The sequence below is a fragment of the Klebsiella sp. P1927 genome (assembly GCF_018204675.1).
In the GTDB taxonomy this organism is placed as follows: Bacteria; Pseudomonadota; Gammaproteobacteria; order Enterobacterales; family Enterobacteriaceae; genus Klebsiella; species Klebsiella pneumoniae.
Genome location: NZ_CP073377.1, coordinates 750,728 through 768,373, shown reverse-complemented (window position 1 = coordinate 768,373; position 17,646 = coordinate 750,728). Strand labels below are relative to the sequence as shown.

At 58.7% G+C, this 17,646-nt stretch carries 18 protein-coding genes; 12 read left to right on the top strand and 6 right to left on the bottom strand.

The window, feature by feature from the left end:
- The first annotated feature begins 104 nt into the window (after positions 1 to 104).
- The 9 genes from KB892_RS03960 (at position 105) to mutS (ending at position 10,537) form a co-directional block, all read left to right on the top strand.
- Positions 105 to 2,468 (top strand): TonB-dependent receptor domain-containing protein, encoded by a 2,364-nt coding sequence (locus KB892_RS03960; protein ID WP_002915047.1) that lies wholly within the window; start codon positions 105 to 107, stop codon positions 2,466 to 2,468.
- Between the two features lie 71 nt (positions 2,469 to 2,539).
- Positions 2,540 to 3,571, top strand: coding sequence for a hemin-degrading factor (locus tag KB892_RS03955; protein ID WP_002915049.1), 1,032 nt, complete (start codon positions 2,540 to 2,542; stop codon positions 3,569 to 3,571).
- Positions 3,568 to 4,386, top strand: a complete 819-nt coding sequence (locus KB892_RS03950) for a heme/hemin ABC transporter substrate-binding protein (RefSeq protein WP_002915052.1) — start codon at positions 3,568 to 3,570, stop codon at positions 4,384 to 4,386. The genes KB892_RS03955 and KB892_RS03950 overlap by 4 nt, the downstream gene beginning before the upstream one ends.
- Positions 4,386 to 5,381 (top strand): FecCD family ABC transporter permease, encoded by a 996-nt coding sequence (locus KB892_RS03945; RefSeq protein WP_004151057.1) that lies wholly within the window; start codon positions 4,386 to 4,388, stop codon positions 5,379 to 5,381. Before KB892_RS03950 ends, KB892_RS03945 begins: the two co-directional genes overlap by 1 nt.
- On the top strand, positions 5,374 to 6,153 hold the full coding sequence (locus KB892_RS03940) for a heme ABC transporter ATP-binding protein (RefSeq protein WP_004151058.1): 780 nt from the start codon (positions 5,374 to 5,376) through the stop codon (positions 6,151 to 6,153). Before KB892_RS03945 ends, KB892_RS03940 begins: the two co-directional genes overlap by 8 nt.
- Positions 6,154 to 6,431: 278 nt before the next feature.
- The gene (locus KB892_RS03935; RefSeq protein WP_002915094.1) at positions 6,432 to 6,914 is read left to right on the top strand and encodes an Hcp family type VI secretion system effector; all 483 of its coding nucleotides are present in this window, start codon (positions 6,432 to 6,434) and stop codon (positions 6,912 to 6,914) included.
- Positions 6,915 to 6,925: 11 nt separating this feature from the next.
- Entirely contained in the window at positions 6,926 to 7,375 is a 450-nt protein-coding gene (locus KB892_RS03930) for an STM2901 family protein (RefSeq protein WP_004188736.1), read from the top strand.
- Positions 7,360 to 7,707: a DUF1493 family protein gene (locus tag KB892_RS03925; protein ID WP_002915096.1), complete on the top strand. Its 348-nt coding sequence runs from the start codon at positions 7,360 to 7,362 to the stop codon at positions 7,705 to 7,707. The genes KB892_RS03930 and KB892_RS03925 overlap by 16 nt, the downstream gene beginning before the upstream one ends.
- 268 nt (positions 7,708 to 7,975) lie before the next feature.
- On the top strand, positions 7,976 to 10,537 hold the full coding sequence (gene mutS / locus KB892_RS03920) for a DNA mismatch repair protein MutS (RefSeq protein ID WP_004151059.1): 2,562 nt from the start codon (positions 7,976 to 7,978) through the stop codon (positions 10,535 to 10,537).
- Positions 10,538 to 10,656: 119 nt separating this feature from the next.
- On the opposite strand, the gene KB892_RS03915 is transcribed toward mutS, so the two are convergent.
- From KB892_RS03915 to KB892_RS03900, 4 genes are all read right to left on the bottom strand, one after another.
- Complete coding sequence (locus KB892_RS03915; RefSeq protein WP_002915097.1) at positions 10,657 to 10,809, bottom strand: Hok/Gef family protein; 153 nt, start codon at positions 10,807 to 10,809, stop codon at positions 10,657 to 10,659.
- Between the two features lie 340 nt (positions 10,810 to 11,149).
- Entirely contained in the window at positions 11,150 to 11,386 is a 237-nt protein-coding gene (locus tag KB892_RS03910) for a non-oxidative hydroxyarylic acid decarboxylases subunit D (RefSeq protein ID WP_002915098.1), read from the bottom strand.
- 10 nt (positions 11,387 to 11,396) lie between these two features.
- Complete coding sequence (locus KB892_RS03905) at positions 11,397 to 12,824, bottom strand: non-oxidative hydroxyarylic acid decarboxylases subunit C (RefSeq protein ID WP_004151060.1); 1,428 nt, start codon at positions 12,822 to 12,824, stop codon at positions 11,397 to 11,399.
- Positions 12,824 to 13,417 (bottom strand): non-oxidative hydroxyarylic acid decarboxylases subunit B, encoded by a 594-nt coding sequence (locus KB892_RS03900; RefSeq protein WP_002915099.1) that lies wholly within the window; start codon positions 13,415 to 13,417, stop codon positions 12,824 to 12,826. The genes KB892_RS03905 and KB892_RS03900 overlap by 1 nt, the downstream gene beginning before the upstream one ends.
- 173 nt (positions 13,418 to 13,590) lie before the next feature.
- Between KB892_RS03900 and KB892_RS03895 the strand changes: the two genes are divergently transcribed.
- Positions 13,591 to 13,998, top strand: coding sequence for a MarR family winged helix-turn-helix transcriptional regulator (locus KB892_RS03895; protein ID WP_002915102.1), 408 nt, complete (start codon positions 13,591 to 13,593; stop codon positions 13,996 to 13,998).
- 8 nt (positions 13,999 to 14,006) lie between these two features.
- Here the strand turns inward: KB892_RS03895 and KB892_RS03890 are convergent, their stop codons facing one another.
- Positions 14,007 to 14,894 (bottom strand): LysR family transcriptional regulator, encoded by an 888-nt coding sequence (locus KB892_RS03890; RefSeq protein WP_004151061.1) that lies wholly within the window; start codon positions 14,892 to 14,894, stop codon positions 14,007 to 14,009.
- Positions 14,895 to 15,002: 108 nt separating this feature from the next.
- On the opposite strand from KB892_RS03890, the gene KB892_RS03885 reads away from it, so the two are divergent.
- Positions 15,003 to 16,205 (top strand): MFS transporter, encoded by a 1,203-nt coding sequence (locus KB892_RS03885; RefSeq protein ID WP_004151062.1) that lies wholly within the window; start codon positions 15,003 to 15,005, stop codon positions 16,203 to 16,205.
- Positions 16,202 to 16,579 carry a hypothetical protein gene (locus KB892_RS03880; RefSeq protein ID WP_002915104.1) on the top strand — a complete coding sequence of 126 codons (378 nt, stop codon included), beginning with the start codon at positions 16,202 to 16,204 and terminating at the stop codon, positions 16,577 to 16,579. The genes KB892_RS03885 and KB892_RS03880 overlap by 4 nt, the downstream gene beginning before the upstream one ends.
- Before the next feature lie 52 nt (positions 16,580 to 16,631).
- On the opposite strand, the gene rpoS is transcribed toward KB892_RS03880, so the two are convergent.
- Positions 16,632 to 17,624 carry an RNA polymerase sigma factor RpoS gene (gene rpoS, locus KB892_RS03875; RefSeq protein WP_002915106.1) on the bottom strand — a complete coding sequence of 331 codons (993 nt, stop codon included), beginning with the start codon at positions 17,622 to 17,624 and terminating at the stop codon, positions 16,632 to 16,634.
- Positions 17,625 to 17,646: the final 22 nt, after the last annotated feature.

Below are 17,646 nucleotides of genomic sequence, written 5' to 3'. Positions count from 1 at the left end.
AACAAATGGAGTAAGACCCTATCCGCAACGGAAAAGACGGAGCAACCTGCAACTCTGGAAGTAACGCGTGAGCCGATACTAATAACGATCAAGGCGTGGCGACTATGTACAAATCGACTCCGTCAGCAGCATGGTGTAAAAAACGCCTGCTGGTGACCTCTTTGTTTGCAGCAATTTATCAGACTTCTGCCATCGCAGCAGATACTTCCGCCGTTAGCGGCGAGGCGGTGGATGACACCTCGGAACAAATGACCGTCACCGCCCCCGCGCCGGTGCAGAAAGCCGGTAGCGAACACAGCATCAGCGCCCGGGAGCTGGAGAATAAAGGCGCTAACGATTTCGGCTCAATCATGCGCTATGAGCCGCTCATCAGCGCCACCGGGGGCAGCGGCGGCTCCGGCAACGGCAAAAGCGGCTTCGACCGCGGAGGTTACACCGGCTACAACATTCGCGGTATGGAGAGCAACCGCGTCGGTATCGACGTGGACGGTATCGCGCAACCCAACGCCACCGGCCGCGGCTACGTCGGCCGCGCCGGGCTCAACACCTTCGGCATCGGCCGCGATTATATCGACCCGTATATGTACGGCAGCGTGGATATCCAGTCCGGCGCCACCTCGACGGAAACGGCCAACAGCGCTATCGGGGGGAATGTCTCCTTCCGCCCGAAATCAGCGGATGATTACCTGCGCCCGGGCAAGACCAGCGCCTTCGGCTACCGCAGCGGTTACGACTCTGCGGATCGCAGCTGGCACAACGGGGTGACCGTCGCCGGCGGCGATGAGTTCCTGCGCGGGATTTTGGTCTATAGCCGCCGTGACGGCCAGGAAACCGAAAACAACAGCGGCACCGTCGACGCCTACCCGGCGAACTGGCACTCCGATGCTTTTCTGGCCTCCGGGATCTGGCAGCCTAACGATGAGCACAAGCTGACCAGCACCTTCGACTATTACCATAAAACCAACCACACCCACTACGATACCTGGGACTCCAGCGGCAACAGCACCATCGGCACCGCCAACCAGACCAGCCAGACCCGGCGCTGGGGCCTGAGCCTGAAGGATGACTGGACGCCGATGAACGACTACCTCGACAGCGTCTCCACAAAAATCTACTACCAGCATACCGAAGCCCATGACTGGACTTATATGCCGGACAGCGTCACCCGCAGAATGCAGACGGTGAACTCTAACTACGATACCGACACCTGGGGCCTGCAGGCCGCGCTGGCGAAAACCCTGGGCCGCCACGATCTGAGCGCCGGTTTCAACGCCAGCACCAGCAAAACCCAGCGGCCGTTCAGCCAGTCGCCGATCCCCAGCGTTTACAGCGAGATCATGCAGCCGGAGGCAGACAGCCGCAGCTACACCCTCGGCGGCTTTGTCCAGGATAAGATCAACTTCGATCTCGACAGCCACAACTTCGCCGTTATTCCCGGCGTGCGCGTGGTGCATCAATCGACTAAGCCGGAAAATCTGTCCGATCTCGCCGCCAACAGCAGCGTGCTGAGCGAATCGTCGGTGGCGAATCTGTACGGCAAAAACAGCGATACCCAGGTTCTGCCGTCGTTGACCTTCCAGTACGACCTCACCCCGCGCCTGATGACCTACCTGCAGTACCAGCGCGGGGCGCAGTTCCCCAACGCCAGCCAGCTGTATGGCTCCTGGAACCTCGGCTCCAGCTACGCCGGCAGCCAGCAGTATGCCCTGATCGGCAATACCGATCTGAAGACGGAAACCAGCGATAATCTCGAGTGGGGGCTGAAAGGGGAAGTTACCGAAGGCATCACCCTGCGCACGGCGCTGTTCTACAACAGCTATAAGAACTTTATCGCCTATACCCGCTATACCCGCGCCAACAATCCGGGCCAGTTCACGAATGTGCCGTCGAACATCTACACCATTTATCAGGCGGAAAACCGCGATAAAGCCTATATCTACGGCGGTGAGATTAGCACCAAATTTAACTTTGGCACCTGGTTTGAGCAGGTGGACGGCCTGAGCGCCACCCTCGCCCTCGGCTATAGCGAAGGGAAATCGAAATCCAGCTACAGCGGCGATAAATACGTCGACCTCGACAGCGTGGCGCCGATGAAAGCCATCGTCGGCGTGGCGTGGGACGATCCGGCGAAACGCTACGGCACCGCCCTGACGGCGACCTTTGTCAAAGGGAAACAGGCGACCGCCACCAACCGCGAAAGCTACAGCAACAGCGGATCCGCCATCACCGATGCCAGCAGCGACTATATGCGCGTGCCGGGCTACGGCATGCTGGACTGGACCGCGTACTGGCAGGTGGCGAAAAACGTGCGCCTCAATGGCGGGGTCTACAACCTCACCGATCGTAAATACTGGGATTACCTGAGCAGCCGCAATATCGAGACCGGCACCAACCAGGACGCCAACGATAAAGCGCTGGCGGTGATGCCGGGCCGCACCTGGCAGCTGGGCGTCAACGTCGACTTCTGATTGCCCGAATAATAACGCACCTGCCCCCGGCCCGCCGGCCGGGGATATTCATCGTCGAGAAGGATATGATTATGCCAAATGCACACCCTGACCTGTGGCAGCGCTACCAGGCCACCAAAGCGGCCAGTACCGCGAAATATGCCCGCGATATCGCCGCGGAAATGGGGATCAGCGAAGCCGAGCTGACCGCCGCCCGCCTCGGCCATGATGCCGTGCGCCTGAGCGATGACGCCCGGGCGCTGATTGCCGCCCTGGAGCGCGTCGGCGAAACCAAATGCATCTGCCGCAACGAGTATGCCGTGCATGAGCAGGTGGGCCAGTTCACGCACCATCACCTCAGCGGCCACGCCGGGCTGGTGCTGAACCCGCGTGCGCTCGACCTGCGTCTGTTCCTCAGCCAGTGGGCCAGCGCCTTCCATCTGAACGATAATGGCCGTCAGAGCATCCAGTTTTTCGACCACCACGGCGACGCCCTGCTGAAAGTCTATGCGACCACGCAGACCGACATGGCGGCCTGGGAGACCCTGATCGCGGAATATCGGGTGGCGGCGCCGGCACCGCTGACCCTGCGCCCGCTGGAGCCGGTGAAATATGCCGATACCGCCGACGGCGCCGCCCTGGAGAACGACTGGCGCGCGATGACCGACGTTCACCAGTTCTTCGGTCTGCTGCGTAAATATCAGCTTTCCCGCCAGCAGGCCTTCCGTCTGGTGAGCGACGACCTCGCCTGCCGCGTGGATCGCCATGCGCTGCCGTCGCTGCTGGAGACGGTGCGCCAGGAGGGCAATGAAATCATGATTTTCGTCGGCAATCGCGGCTGCGTGCAGATCTTTACCGGCGCCCTGGAAAAGCTGGCCCCCATGCGCGGCTGGCTGAATATCTTCAATACTACTTTTACCCTGCATCTGCGCGAAGAGAGCGTCGATGAAGTGTGGGTGACCCGCAAGCCGACTTCGGACGGACACGTCACCAGCGTCGAACTGTTCGCTAAAGACGGCACCCAGATTGCCCAGCTCTACGGCCAGCGCAGCGAGGGGCACCCCGAGCAGACGCAATGGCGCCAGCAGGTAGACCGCCTGACCCGTGAAGGGCAGCCCGCATGATGCGCTGGTTACTGCTCTTGATCGCTTTCCCGCTGCTGAGTCACGCCGCCGTTGAGCGGCTCGTCACACTCGGCGGAGATGTCACTGAGATCGTTTATGCCCTTCACGCGGAGGAGAGCCTGGTGGCGCGGGACAGCACCAGCAGCTGGCCCCCGGCGGCGCAAAAGCTGCCGGACGTCGGCTACCTGCGACAGCTGAACGCCGAGGGGATCCTCGCGTTACGCCCGCAGCTGGTGTTAGCGAGCGCCCAGGCGCAGCCCTCGCTGGTCTTACACAAGGTACAGGCGAGCGGGGTGAAGGTGGTTAACGTGCCGGGCGGCGAAAGTCTGTCCGCGATCGATAACAAAGTTGCTGTCATTGCCGAAGCGTTAGGCAAAACGGCGGCAGGCGACGCGCTGCGCCAGCAGCTTCAGCAGCAGATCGCCGCCATTCCAACGCAGCCGGTTGCTAAGCGGGTGCTGTTTATTCTCAGCCACGGCGGAATGAATACCCTGGTGGCCGGACAGCATACCGCGGCCGATAGCGCCATTCGCGCCGCCGGATTGCAGAACGCGATGCAGGGCTTCGACCACTATCGCGCCATGTCGCAGGAAGGGGTCGCCGCCAGCCAGGCGGATCTGGTGGTGATCTCCGCCGATGGTCTCAAAGGGATGGGCGGCGAAGCCGGGCTGTGGAAACTGCCCGGTCTGGCGCAGACCCCGGCGGGGCGTCATAAACAGCTGCTGACGATCGACGATATGGCCCTGCTGGGCTTCGGGCCGCGCACACCGCAGGCGATAATCGCGCTGCGAAACAAAGCGGAGCAGTTGCCCTGATGCGCCCTGCCCTCACTCGCCGTTTGCTGCTGATGACGCTGCTGCTGGTCTCCCTGGCGTTGTTTGCCACCACCCTCGGCGCCATGCGCTTGCCGCTGGTCAACCTGCTGCCTTCCGGGGATGACATGCTGCGCCACATCTGGCTGACCATCCGTCTGCCGCGGGTGCTGCTGGCCCTGCTGGTGGGCGCGGCGCTGGCCCTCTCCGGCTGCGTGATGCAGGGGCTGTTTCGCAACCCGCTTGCCGACCCGGGCCTGCTGGGCATCAGCAGCGGCGCCGCGCTGGCGGTGGCCAGCTGGCTGGTGCTCCCGTTCTCCGCTGCGGGGCTGATCGCTCTGTATATGCCGATGCTGGCGGCGTTTATTGGCAGCCTGGCGGTGATGGTGGTGATTTTCATCCTCAGTCGGGCGGAGGAGGGTTCGCTGTCGCGCCTGCTGCTGGTGGGGATCGCCATCAACGCGCTGTGCGGCGCGCTGGTCGGCGTCCTGTCCTGGCTGAGCAATGACGCCCAGCTGCGCCAGCTGTCGCTGTGGGGAATGGGCAGTCTGGGCCAGGCCGAATGGCCGACGCTGCTGGTGGCCGCGACCTTGATTATCCCGGCGGCGCTGGCGGTGTGGTGGATGGCGTCCCGCCTCAATCTGCTGCAGCTTGGCGATGAAGAGGCGCACTATCTCGGGGTTAATGTGCAGGCGCTGCAGCGCTGGCTGCTGCTGTGCAGCGCGGTGCTGGTGGCCGTCGCGGTGGCCATCAGCGGAGTCATCGGCTTTATCGGCCTGGTGGTGCCGCACCTGATGCGCCTGTGGCTGGGACCTGACCATCGCGGACTGATCCCCGGCTCGCTGCTGGCCGGCGCGATCCTGCTTCTGCTGGCCGACACCCTGGCCCGCACCGTGGCGGCGCCGGCGGAGATACCGGTCGGTCTGCTCACCAGCCTGCTGGGCGCCCCCTGGTTTCTGTGGCTGGTCTTTCGTCGGGAGAACTCCAGACATGGTTAATGAATACAGCGCCCAGGGGCTGTCACTTCACCTTGGTAAACGACAGATTATCGACAACGTCTCCGTCGCGCTGCGCGGCGGCGAGATGACGGCGCTTATCGGGCCGAACGGCGCCGGGAAATCCACTCTGCTGCGCCTGTTGACCGGCTATCTGACTCCGGACAGCGGCACCCGCCATCTTGCAGGCAAGCCGCTGGAAGCCTGGTCGCCCGAGGCGCTGTCGCGCCGGCGGGCGGTCATGCTGCAGCGAACGGCCCTGCAGGCCGACTGGACGGTGGAAACGGTCATTGCCATGGGACGCTCACCGTGGGGCGCGACGGCGGATCCGGCGGTGCTGGCGGCGGTGATGGCCGTCACCGGCTGCGATGGCCTTGCCGGTCGCCGCTATCCCGGCCTCTCCGGCGGCGAGCAGCAGCGGGTACAGCTGGCCCGCTGTCTGGCACAGCTATGGCGCGACGGCGCGCCGCAGGGCTGGCTGTTTCTCGATGAGCCTACCTCGGCGCTGGACCTTTACTATCAGCAGCACCTGCTGCGTTTGCTCAAACGGCTCACCGCCGGCGGGCAACTGCACGTCTGCGTGGTGCTGCATGACCTTAACCTCGCCGCCCTGTGGGCCGACCGCATCCTGCTGCTTCACCAGGGACATCTGGTCGCCCAGGGCACGCCGCAGGAGGTGATCCAGCAGCCGGTTATCCATCGCTGGTACGGGGCGGATGTCCGCCTCGTCCAGCACCCGGACAACGCGGTCCCCCAGGTTTATCTGGCGCCATAATCCCCGCGCGGCGCAACTGGAATCCGGATCGCGCCGCGCTTACGCTTTCTGGCAATAATTGCCTGCATTATATTATTGAGGGTCATTTATATTTAAAATCTATACCAATGGCGTAATAACCCAATGAAATATTTACGACAGCTATTTTTAAATATAAACCATCATTACAGAGAAGATATTTCCCGTATTAATCCAAAAACGACACATTGATTATTTACTGCGCTTAATCAACTCGATACACTGTTTTCTTACTAATGATAATAGAGGGAAGAAGAAGCATGGCTATTCCAGGTAATATGTGGATATATGACGACGGTGGGGCACTAATCAAAGGTGGTTGTGATGTTGCAGACAGGGAGTTCAGCATCGAATTTAAAGGGTTTCATCACAATCTCTCCATTCCCACTGATAATGCCACTGGCAAGCCTACCGGCACTCGTCAGCACTCACCAATGATCATCGTTAAAGAATTCGACTATTCCAGTCCATACCTCTACAAAGCAGTAGCTACTGGTCAGAACCTGAAATCTGCTGAAATCAAATGGTATAAAATCAGCGATGCTGGTCAAGAAGTGGAATACTTCAATATGCTACTTGAAGGCGTCCGAATCGTATCAATATCTCCTACAATGGCTTCCCCAGAAGACAAGAACAACAACCATCTTGAATCTGTCGAACTTAGATATGAGAAGATCACCTGGAAACATTGTGACGGAAATATAATTTTCACCGATGCCTGGAATGAAAGACAAACAGCATAATAGATGAGCAAATGGATACGACAGAAGAACTAAATGGAACCTATTTCTATCACGGACAATCCAATCTTTCGGCTGGTGAACTTTTTGATGTCATTTTTCTTGAACAATTTTGTGACGAACTTGGCATTGGTATTGAATCTGGTGCCGCTATCCTCGCCGGGCAACCTTGGCTAAAAACCAGAACAAAGCCAGGAGAGGCAATAAAAGGAACAAGTGTTGTTTCTAAATATGGAAGGATGCTTCTGAGAAATGCAAAAACTCCATTTGGTATTAGGGTTCCTACACCCGTTGGTGTAAGAATGAGAAAAACGAATAGTCTTGCTGCTGTTATCGCCCGTTATGTTCCGTGGTTAGGTTGGATAGGACTTGTAAACTCAATTTATCAAGTTTCAAGAAAAACTCAGGAAAAATACAACCTAATAGCTCGCCCCAAAGACCGTATACAATGGACATCCTTTTAATGAAAAGCATTCAAGATCAGGTTTTAGACTTGTTTAAAGATGAGATCTCAACCCGTTTAGATAAAAATTGGAAAGAAATCCCATTGGAACTTGATTATGACTTATTTGATGCTCCCGGCGACGATCTGCTTGACGCTTTAAATAAATTTGAACAAAAATTTAATGTTGATCTTTCCAGTGTTAAATGGTCGTGTTATTTCCCTTGGGAGAATACTCCAATGCTAACTCGGTGGTTTAAAGTAAAACGAGAAGATGTAGAAAAAACGCGTAAACCTTTAACTATCAAAATGTTTGCCGAATCAGCAAAAGCAGGTAAATGGCTTTACGACTAGCAACCACAAGCCGTTGTCGTAACGAGGTCTACGGCCAGAAGGCAGAACAACATCGACGGCGAACGTAATGTATGAAGACGATCGCGTGGCGGCGGTTCAATTACTGTGACGGTACCCCGCCCCCTCTGCAACTGGAATCCGGATCGCGCCGCGTGCTTTCATCGGTTTCCCTCACCTGCCCATCTCCGTTATTATGTCTCATCCATGTGATAACGACGAAAACTACAAAATCGCAGCCATTTAAAATCAGGGATCTGGATAACACCCCATGAGCACAATTGACAATCTCGACGCCCACACGCCGATGATGCAGCAGTATCTCAAGCTAAAGGCGCAACATCCTGACATTCTGCTGTTTTACCGGATGGGGGATTTTTACGAGCTATTTTATGACGATGCGAAACGCGCCTCGCAGCTGCTCGATATCTCGCTGACCAAGCGCGGCGCCTCCGCGGGCGAACCGATACCCATGGCCGGCATCCCCCACCACGCCGTAGAGAACTACCTCGCCAAACTGGTCAATCAGGGCGAGTCGGTGGCCATTTGCGAGCAGATTGGCGACCCGGCCACCACCAAGGGGCCGGTCGAGCGTAAAGTGGTGCGTATCGTCACCCCAGGCACCATTAGCGATGAAGCGCTGCTGCAGGAGCGCCAGGACAACCTGCTGGCCGCCATCTGGCAGGACAGCAAGGGCTTCGGCTACGCGACGCTGGATATCAGCTCCGGGCGCTTTCGCCTGAGCGAACCGGCCGACCGCGAAACCATGGCGGCAGAGCTGCAACGCACCAACCCGGCGGAACTGCTGTATGCGGAAGATTTTGCCGAATCGTCGCTGATCGAGGGCCGCCGCGGTCTGCGCCGTCGCCCGCTGTGGGAATTTGAAATCGACACCGCGCGCCAGCAGCTAAACCTGCAGTTCGGCACCCGCGATCTGGTCGGCTTCGGCGTCGAAAACGCCCCGCGCGGCCTGTGCGCCGCCGGCTGCCTGCTGCAGTATGTCAAAGACACCCAGCGTACCTCGCTGCCGCACATCCGCTCCATCACCATGGAACGCCAGCAGGACAGCATCATTATGGATGCCGCCACCCGCCGTAACCTCGAGATCACCCAGAATCTGGCCGGCGGCACCGACAACACCCTGGCCTCGGTACTCGACTGTACGGTGACGCCGATGGGCAGCCGGATGCTCAAGCGCTGGCTGCATATGCCGGTCCGCGATACCGCCGTGCTGGTGGAGCGCCAGCAGACCATCGGCGCGCTGCAGGAGCGCTATACCGAGCTGCAGCCGGTGCTGCGCCAGGTCGGCGATCTGGAGCGTATTCTGGCGCGTCTGGCGCTGCGTACCGCCCGGCCGCGCGATCTTGCCCGCATGCGTCATGCCCTGCAGCAACTGCCTCTGCTGCGTGAGCTGCTGGCCGACGTTGACAGTCAGCCGGTGCAAAAATTGCGCGAGAAAATGGGCGAGTTCACCGAACTGCGCGAACTGCTGGAGCGCGCGGTGATCGACGCCCCGCCGGTGTTGGTCCGCGACGGCGGGGTCATCGCCCCGGGCTATAGCGAAGAGCTGGACGAGTGGCGGGCGCTGGCCGATGGCGCCACCGATTATCTCGATAAGCTGGAGATCCGCGAGCGCGAGCGGCTGGGCCTCGATACCCTGAAAGTCGGCTACAACGCCGTCCACGGCTACTACATCCAGATCAGCCGCGGCCAGAGCCACCTCGCGCCGATCCACTACGTGCGCCGCCAGACGCTGAAAAACGCCGAACGCTACATTATTCCTGAGCTGAAGGAATACGAAGATAAGGTGCTGACCTCCAAGGGCAAAGCGCTGGCGCTGGAAAAACAGCTTTATGACGAACTGTTCGACCTGCTGCTGCCGCATCTCGCCGATCTGCAAACCAGCGCCAGCGCGCTGGCCGAGCTGGACGTGCTGGTCAACCTGGCGGAACGCGCGGAAACCCTGAACTACTGCTGCCCGACCTTTAGCGATAAGCCAGGCATTCGCATCAGCGAAGGCCGCCATCCGGTGGTCGAGCAGGTGCTGAAAGAGCCGTTTATCGCTAACCCGCTGCAGCTGGCGCCGCAGCGGCGGATGCTGATCATTACCGGGCCGAACATGGGCGGTAAAAGTACCTATATGCGCCAGACCGCGCTGATTGCGCTGCTGGCCTATATCGGCAGTTACGTCCCGGCGCAGAAGGTGGAGATCGGGCCCATCGATCGCATCTTTACCCGCGTCGGCGCGGCGGATGACCTGGCCAGCGGCCGCTCGACCTTTATGGTGGAGATGACTGAAACCGCCAATATCCTGCACAACGCTACCGAACACAGCCTGGTGCTGATGGATGAGATTGGCCGCGGCACGTCCACCTACGACGGGCTATCGCTGGCGTGGGCCTGTGCGGAAAATCTGGCCAACAAAATCAAGGCGCTGACCCTGTTCGCCACCCACTACTTCGAGCTCACCCAGCTGCCGGAGAAAATGGAAGGCGTCGCCAACGTCCACCTCGACGCGCTGGAGCACGGCGATACCATCGCCTTTATGCACAGCGTGCAGGACGGCGCGGCCAGCAAGAGCTATGGCCTGGCGGTCGCCGCGCTGGCGGGGGTGCCGAAAGAGGTGATCAAGCGCGCGCGGCAGAAACTGCGCGAGCTGGAGAGTATCTCGCCCAACGCGGCGGCGACCCAGGTCGACGGCACGCAGATGTCGCTACTCGCCGCCCCGGAAGAGACCTCGCCTGCGGTTGAGGCGCTGGAGAATCTTGATCCGGACTCCCTGACCCCGCGTCAGGCGCTGGAGTGGATCTACCGTCTGAAAAGCCTGGTCTAGCCCCCCATTAAGGTGAAAAACGGCAGCGCTGTGAAGCGCTGCCGTTTTAGTAAACAAAAAAATGGGTGCTAGAGGATGCGTCCTGACAACCCATACGCGGGGTTGCCCTCGCGCGGATGCTACTTCTTCGATTCGTAAGCGAGAACAGCTTTAAACTCAATATTACGCTCTTTAATACTCAGCTCGCATAGTGAGCTGTGCACCAACAGCGTAAATCCCAGTACCGTAATACAGAGTACGATGATTGCCACAAGGGCATATTTTGTCAGCATATCTTGCCTCCCTGCAAAGAAGAGACTAACATCTGAATTGTCTATGTTCATTCGCTAGCCTCAGTTGATAGAAATATCTCCTGGGGCTTTCGTCTGTCTGGGGGCCTGGTAATGCTCAAGGCCAGACAGCCTCAAGCACCCGCCGCAATTCTACACTCGTCAGGGCGTGAAATTTATCTGCAAGGAATTAATCAGACGAATTTTATAATAATCTGGATGCAGGCTCGCAAAGTCATCCCGGTATATTAACCCTTCACGTAATTTTTTAATTTAATGAAAAAAAATAATTTCCATAATTGTACTAAATATAAAAAAGGCCCGACTTAGCGGGCCCCTTTCATTAACGCTTATCTTCCGGCAATAGCGGCGGTACGTGCGGCACCTGCGGCGCCTCATCGATATCTTTCTGCGTCATGCGGAACGCTTCCGGATAGTGTTCGCGGCTGGTGCGGCGCAGCGGCTCGGTATCTCGCCAGGTGTAAAGACAGTGCTGGCACTGATACACGGTCCAGACCCCTTTCACCGGCGAGGTCGCCATGACTTCAATCTTTTCATCGGCGCAACGTGGACAAATCATCTTCTTCTCCTTATTTACGGTTGGCCAGCATAGCGGTCAGTTTTTCAGCCCAGGCTTTGGTTTCCGGCAGATCCTGCACCGGCTGGCTGTAGTGACCGCGAAGGTCCGGCGCAACCGGGGTGGTGGCGTCGATAATCAGTTTGTCGGTAATGCCTGCCGGGCTGGAGCCTGGGTCAAGTTCAAGGACCGACATGTTCGGCAACTGCACCAGGTCTCCCGCCGGGTTAACCTTCGAGGAGAGCGCCCACATCACCTGCGGCAGGTTGAACGGGTCGACGTCTTCATCAACCATGATCACCATCTTCACATAGCCGAGGCCGTGGGGAGTGGTCATCGCCCGCAGGCCCACCGCGCGGGCAAAACCGCCGTAGCGTTTTTTGGTGGAGATGATCGCCAGCAGACCATGGGTGTACATGGCGTTGACCGCCTGCACTTCCGGAAATTCGGCCTTCAGCTGCTGATACAGCGGTACGCAGGTCGCCGGGCCCATCAGATAGTCAATCTCGGTCCACGGCATACCGAGGTAGAGCGATTCAAAAATCGGTTTGCTGCGATAAGAGACTTTGTCGATACGCACTACCGTCATGTTACGACCGCCGGAGTAGTGACCGGTAAATTCACCGAACGGCCCCTCGATCTCACGCTTACGCCCTTCAATGACCCCTTCGAGGATCACTTCCGAACCCCAGGGCACGTCAAAGCCGGTCAGCGGCGCGGTAGCGATGGGATACGGGCTCTCGCGCAGCGCGCCAGCCATCTCATATTCAGACTGATCGTATTTCAGCGGCGTGGCGCCCATCAGGGTAATAATCGGGTCGTTACCGAGGGTAATGGCGATCGGCAGATCTTCCCCACGCTCTTCCGCTTTGTGCAGATGCAGCGCGATATCGTGCATCGGTACCGGCTGCAGGCCGAGCTTGCGCTTGCCTTTCACTTCCATGCGGTAGATACCGACGTTTTGCTTACCGAAGTTATCTTTATCCAGCGGATCGCGTGAAACGACACAGGCTTTATCGAGGTAGAAACCGCCGTCACCATCATTGAGGCGGAACAGCGGCAGAATATCGAACAGGTTGATATCATCGCCATCAACAGTATTTTCTGCCCACGCCGGGTTGGCGCGGCGCTCTGGCGTCACCGGGAAGTTATCCCAGCGGCGAATGAACTCATCAATCTGCTTTTTCACCGGCGTGTTAGGCGGCAGGCCCAGCGAGATGGCATGGTTCTGCCACGAGCCGATGGTGTTCATCGTCACGCGAGCGTCGTTAAAGCCGCGAATATTATCGAACCACAGCGCCGGGGCACCGTCGCCGATGCGTCCGGTCGCATTGGCGGCCGCCGCCAGATCGGGCTCAGCGTTCACCTCTTCACTGATTTTCAGCAGTTGTCCCTGGTCATCCAGCGCCTGCAAAAAGCTGCGCAAATCATCAAAAGCCATTATTCGATCTCCTGTGCAAATTGTTCTGCCGTGCGTAAGCCGTTCCAGCGGCGCGCTTTGTGATAGTCGAGGCCAAACTGATCCAGCACCCGGGTGACGATATGATTGGTGATATCGTCAACCGTCTCCGGGTGGTTGTAGTAAGCTGGCATGGGCGGGACCATCGCCACGCCCATGCGGGACAGCGCCAGCATGTTCTCCAGATGGATCGTGCTGAGCGGCATTTCCCGCGGGACCAACACCAGCTTGCGCCCCTCTTTGAGCACCACGTCCGCCGCGCGGCCCACCAGCCCTTCGGCATAACCCGCGCGAATGCCTGCAAGCGTTTTCATACTGCAGGGAATAACGATCATGCCGTCGGTACGAAATGAACCGGATGAGATGGTGGCGGCCTGGTCTGCCGGGCTGTGGGAAAAGTCCGCCAGCGCGGCCACTTCGCGCGCCGTCCAGGGCGTTTCCAGCTCGATGGTGGTTTTGGCCCATTTCGACATCACCAGATGGGTTTCCACCTCCGGCATATCGCGCAGCGCCTGCAGCAATGCCACCCCAAGCGGTGCCCCGGTGGCCCCCGTCATCCCAATAATCAGTTTCATTCCAGACCTCATTACTTTTGTTCGTGTACGAACTTTATATTTAAACTACCCCCTCCAGCCCTTATTGGCAAGATCGTTCGTATACGTGCGCATTTTTAATCAAAACGCAGAAAGGGTATAAAAAGGCGTACGAACGGCTATCATAGAGGTGACAGTTTTGTTACGGAGTATTCATGGAGTTACGAAACGAAGCATTCCACCTGCTGCGCCAGCTTTTTCAACAGCATACCGCCCGCTGGCAGCAGGCGTTGCCGGACCTGACTAAACCTCAGTATGCGGTGATGCGCTCGGTAGCGGAGCACCCCGGGATCGAACAGGTGGCGCTGATTGAAGCGGCGGTCAGCACCAAGGCTACGCTGGCGGAGATGCTCAGCCGAATGGAAGCGCGCGGCCTGGTGCGCCGGGAGCACGATCCGGCCGATAAACGCCGCCGTTTTGTCTATCTGACCGACGAAGGCGAGGCGTTGCTTAACCGTTCCATTCCGCAGGGCAATGAGGTCGATGACGAGTTTCTCGGCCGCCTGAGCGATGACGAGCGCGAGCAGTTCTCCCGGCTGGTGCACAAAATGATGGCGCCCTGAACGGGCGCTTAACCGACCTTCTCGCGCAGGAAGTCAATAAATGCCCGCACCCGGGTCGGCAAATGCTGCGAGTCGGGATAAAGGGCATACACGCCCTGCTGTGGGAAATGGTATTCCGGCAGGAGCGGCACCAGCTCCCGCTGCGCCACCTTTTTGGCTACCAGCCATGCGGGCAGCAAGGCGACGCCGCATCCCGCCAGAGCAAAGCTCATCAGCGCCGTAGCGCTATCAGCAGAAAACCGCGGCGCGCTGGCTATCGAGAAATCCACCTCTGTCTGGTGATCCGTGCGCAGCTGCCAGCGCAGCGGCGTCGGCAGGCGCTCGTGAATAATCCACTCAGCTTGCGCCAGATCTGACAGCGTCTGCACCGGATGGCTTGCCAGCCAGGCCGGAGAGGCGACGGGCAGGATCGCGAAACTGGCTATCCGCGTCGCCCGATAGCGGGAATCGGCCAGCGTACCGAGGCGTATCGCCACATCAAATCGTTCTGAAATGAGGTCGGCATGATGGGAGGAGGAGACGTGGCGCACCCGCAGCGCCGGATGACGACGGGCGAACGCGGCCAGCGCTGGAATGATAACCTGCGCGCCATACTCCGGCGTGGTGGTGATCCGTAGCTCCCCGCTTAAGCCGCTATGGCTGGCCCGCACTTCATCCTGGAGATTTTCCGCCGCGTTCAGGAGCGCCACCCCGCGCTGATAGAACAGCACCCCGGCGTCAGTGAGCCGCAAACGCCGCGTCGAACGCAGCAGCAGCGTCACCCCCAGCTCATTTTCCAGCTGCCGTACGTTAAAGCTGACCACTGCCTTGGTCTGCCCCAGCGCCGCTGCGGCCAGGGTGAAACTGCCGGCATCTACCACGGCGATAAACATGGTCACGCGCTGAAGATTAAGCATCGTCGTCCGGATGATTGTCAAAAATATTCAGACAGTATATCCCGATTAGTCCCGTTTATCCCTCGCTGCGGCAGGTTTACAGTAGCCGCCTGTCTGAGGGAGTGAACCATGACCTACCGCCACCGCGTTGCCACCGTTTTTCTGTTCGGCTTTTTTCTCGATTTGATCAATATGTTTATCGCCAGCATCGCCTTTCCGGCAATCAGCCGCGCGCTGGCGGTTTCCGTCTCGCAACTGGCGTGGGTCAGTAATGCCTATATTCTCGGTCTGACGGTCGTTGTGCCGTTCAGCGCCTGGCTCAGCGAGCGCTGGGGGGCGAAACGGCTGTTTTTACTCTCGCTGGGGCTGTTCAGCCTCGGCGCGCTGGCGGCAGGACTTGCCAACAGCCTGAGCGAACTAATTTTATGGCGGACGCTGCAGGGGATGGGCGGCGGGCTGTTAATCCCCCTCGGCCAGGCGCTGACGTGGCCGCTGTTTCAGCCGCATGAGCGGGCGAAGCTGTCGGCGGCGGTGATGCTGGTCGGCCTGCTGGCCCCCGCCTGCTCGCCGGCGATCGGCGGCCTGTTAGTCGAGGCGTTCAGCTGGCGCTGGGTCTTTTTCGCCAGCCTGCCTGTGGCTCTGCTAACCTTTGTGCTGGCGGTGCGATGGCTGAACGACACCCCCGGTCCGGTTCGCCCGACTCGCTTTCTTCCACTGTCGCTGCTGGCCGATCCCCTGCTGCGCTTCGCGATGCTGATCTACCTCTGCGTGCCGGGGATGTTTATTGGCGTCAACGTGGTGGGGATGTACTACCTGCAACGCGTCACCGGGATGGCGCCGGGGGCAATCGGTGCCCTGATGGTGCCCTGGTCGCTGGCCTCGTTTGCCGCCATCACCTTTACCGGCAGATATTTCAACCGCTTCGGGCCCCGGCCGCTGGTCATCATCGGCTGCCTGCTTCAGGCGATGGGGATCATGCTGCTGCTGAAGATCGATGCGGACAGCCCGCTGGCGCTGTTGATTCTGGCCTTTACGCTGATGGGCGGCGGAGGCAGCTTATGCAGCAGCACCGCGCAAAGCAGCGCTTTCCTGCATACGCCTGCCGAAGAGATGCCTGACGCCAGCGCGATATGGAATCTTAACCGCCAGCTCAGCTTCTTTGCCGGCAGCGCCCTGCTCGCCCTGCTGCTGAGGGTATTCCCGCCGGCCTACGCCTGGCAGGGGGTATTTATCAGCGCCGCCGTCATTACCCTGTTGCCGCTGCTGTTTTGCCTGCGGCTGAATAATCGGGCGATTATCCATCGCCTGCACACCACTCTGGAGAAGTCATGAATCCTTATCTGCAGGAAGTCCTCGATGCCCATGTCCTTATCGAACGCTGGTTAAGCCATGGCGAAGGAAGCGCTGAGGCGCTGATGAAGCGTTTTGCCGCCGATTTTACCATGATCCCCTTGAGCGGTGAGAAGATGGACTACCCAACGGTGAGCCGTTTTTTCCACCACGCCGGCGGCAGCCGTCCGGGGTTAGATATCGTAGTGGATCAGATGGAAATCATCAGCGAGTGGCACGACGGCGCCGCAGTGCTATATCGTGAAAGCCAAACGCTGGCGGATAGCAGTCAGAACGTTCGCTGGTCGACGGCGATTTTTCAACAAGCGGAAGGGAAAATTGTCTGGCGCCATCTGCAGGAAACCCGCCTCGGCTAGCCCAAAGAAAAAGGCCCCGACTTTCGAGGGGGCCTTTTTGACAGAAAACGTCTTATTCGCGGAAGAGCGCTTCGATATTCAGCCCCTGTCCCTGCAGAATTTCCCGCAGGCGACGCAGACCTTCCACCTGGATCTGCCGCACGCGTTCGCGGGTCAGGCCAATTTCACGGCCCACATCCTCCAGCGTGGCAGCTTCATAACCCAGCAGACCAAAACGACGTGCCAGAACTTCACGCTGCTTGGCGTTCAGTTCGAACAGCCATTTGACGATACTTTGCTTCATATCATCGTCCTGCGTGGTGTCTTCCGGGCCGTTCTCTTTCTCATCGGCCAGAATATCCAGCAGCGCTTTTTCTGAATCGCCACCCAGCGGAGTATCCACGGAGGTGATGCGCTCGTTCAGACGCAGCATACGGCTGACGTCATCGACCGGTTTGTCCAGCTGTTCGGCGATCTCTTCCGCGCTAGGCTCGTGGTCCAGCTTATGGGACAACTCGCGCGCGGTACGCAGATAGACGTTCAGCTCTTTAACAATATGGATCGGCAAACGGATCGTACGGGTTTGGTTCATGATCGCCCGTTCAATAGTCTGGCGGATCCACCAGGTCGCGTAGGTCGAAAAACGGAACCCACGTTCCGGGTCAAACTTCTCAACGGCGCGGATCAGGCCGAGGTTACCTTCTTCAATCAGATCCAGCAACGCCAGACCACGATTGCTGTAACGACGGGCAATCTTCACCACCAGACGCAAGTTACTTTCAATCATGCGACGGCGTGAAGCGACATCACCACGCAGTGCGCGACGCGCGAAATAGACTTCCTCTTCCGCGGTCAGCAGTGGGGAATAACCAATCTCTCCAAGATAAAGCTGAGTGGCGTCAAGTACGCGCTGGGTTGCGCCTTGCGACAGCAGCTCTTCCTCAGCCAGATCGCTATCACTGGGTTCCTCTTCTACTAAGGCTTTCTCGTCGAAAACCTCAATTCCGTTCTCATCAAATTCCGCGTCTTCATTTAAATCATGAACTTTCAGCGTATTCTGACTCATAAAGGTGGCTCCTACCCGTGAT

Excerpts from the sequence above, each read along its gene's own strand:
- KB892_RS03960 (WP_002915047.1), top strand. The coding sequence starts at position 105 with ATGTACAAATCGACTCCGTCAGCAGCATGGTGTAAAAAACGCCTGCTG.
- KB892_RS03955 (WP_002915049.1), top strand. The coding sequence starts at position 2,540 with ATGCCAAATGCACACCCTGACCTGTGGCAGCGCTACCAGGCCACCAAA.
- KB892_RS03950 (WP_002915052.1), top strand. The coding sequence starts at position 3,568 with ATGATGCGCTGGTTACTGCTCTTGATCGCTTTCCCGCTGCTGAGTCAC.
- KB892_RS03945 (WP_004151057.1), top strand. The coding sequence starts at position 4,386 with ATGCGCCCTGCCCTCACTCGCCGTTTGCTGCTGATGACGCTGCTGCTG.
- KB892_RS03940 (WP_004151058.1), top strand. The coding sequence starts at position 5,374 with ATGGTTAATGAATACAGCGCCCAGGGGCTGTCACTTCACCTTGGTAAA.
- KB892_RS03935 (WP_002915094.1), top strand. The coding sequence starts at position 6,432 with ATGGCTATTCCAGGTAATATGTGGATATATGACGACGGTGGGGCACTA.
- KB892_RS03930 (WP_004188736.1), top strand. The coding sequence starts at position 6,926 with ATGGATACGACAGAAGAACTAAATGGAACCTATTTCTATCACGGACAA.
- KB892_RS03925 (WP_002915096.1), top strand. The coding sequence starts at position 7,360 with ATGGACATCCTTTTAATGAAAAGCATTCAAGATCAGGTTTTAGACTTG.
- mutS (WP_004151059.1), top strand. The coding sequence starts at position 7,976 with ATGAGCACAATTGACAATCTCGACGCCCACACGCCGATGATGCAGCAG.
- KB892_RS03915 (WP_002915097.1), bottom strand. The coding sequence starts at position 10,809 with ATGCTGACAAAATATGCCCTTGTGGCAATCATCGTACTCTGTATTACG.
- KB892_RS03910 (WP_002915098.1), bottom strand. The coding sequence starts at position 11,386 with ATGATTTGTCCACGTTGCGCCGATGAAAAGATTGAAGTCATGGCGACC.
- KB892_RS03905 (WP_004151060.1), bottom strand. The coding sequence starts at position 12,824 with ATGGCTTTTGATGATTTGCGCAGCTTTTTGCAGGCGCTGGATGACCAG.
- KB892_RS03900 (WP_002915099.1), bottom strand. The coding sequence starts at position 13,417 with ATGAAACTGATTATTGGGATGACGGGGGCCACCGGGGCACCGCTTGGG.
- KB892_RS03895 (WP_002915102.1), top strand. The coding sequence starts at position 13,591 with ATGGAGTTACGAAACGAAGCATTCCACCTGCTGCGCCAGCTTTTTCAA.
- KB892_RS03890 (WP_004151061.1), bottom strand. The coding sequence starts at position 14,894 with ATGCTTAATCTTCAGCGCGTGACCATGTTTATCGCCGTGGTAGATGCC.
- KB892_RS03885 (WP_004151062.1), top strand. The coding sequence starts at position 15,003 with ATGACCTACCGCCACCGCGTTGCCACCGTTTTTCTGTTCGGCTTTTTT.
- KB892_RS03880 (WP_002915104.1), top strand. The coding sequence starts at position 16,202 with ATGAATCCTTATCTGCAGGAAGTCCTCGATGCCCATGTCCTTATCGAA.
- rpoS (WP_002915106.1), bottom strand. The coding sequence starts at position 17,624 with ATGAGTCAGAATACGCTGAAAGTTCATGATTTAAATGAAGACGCGGAA.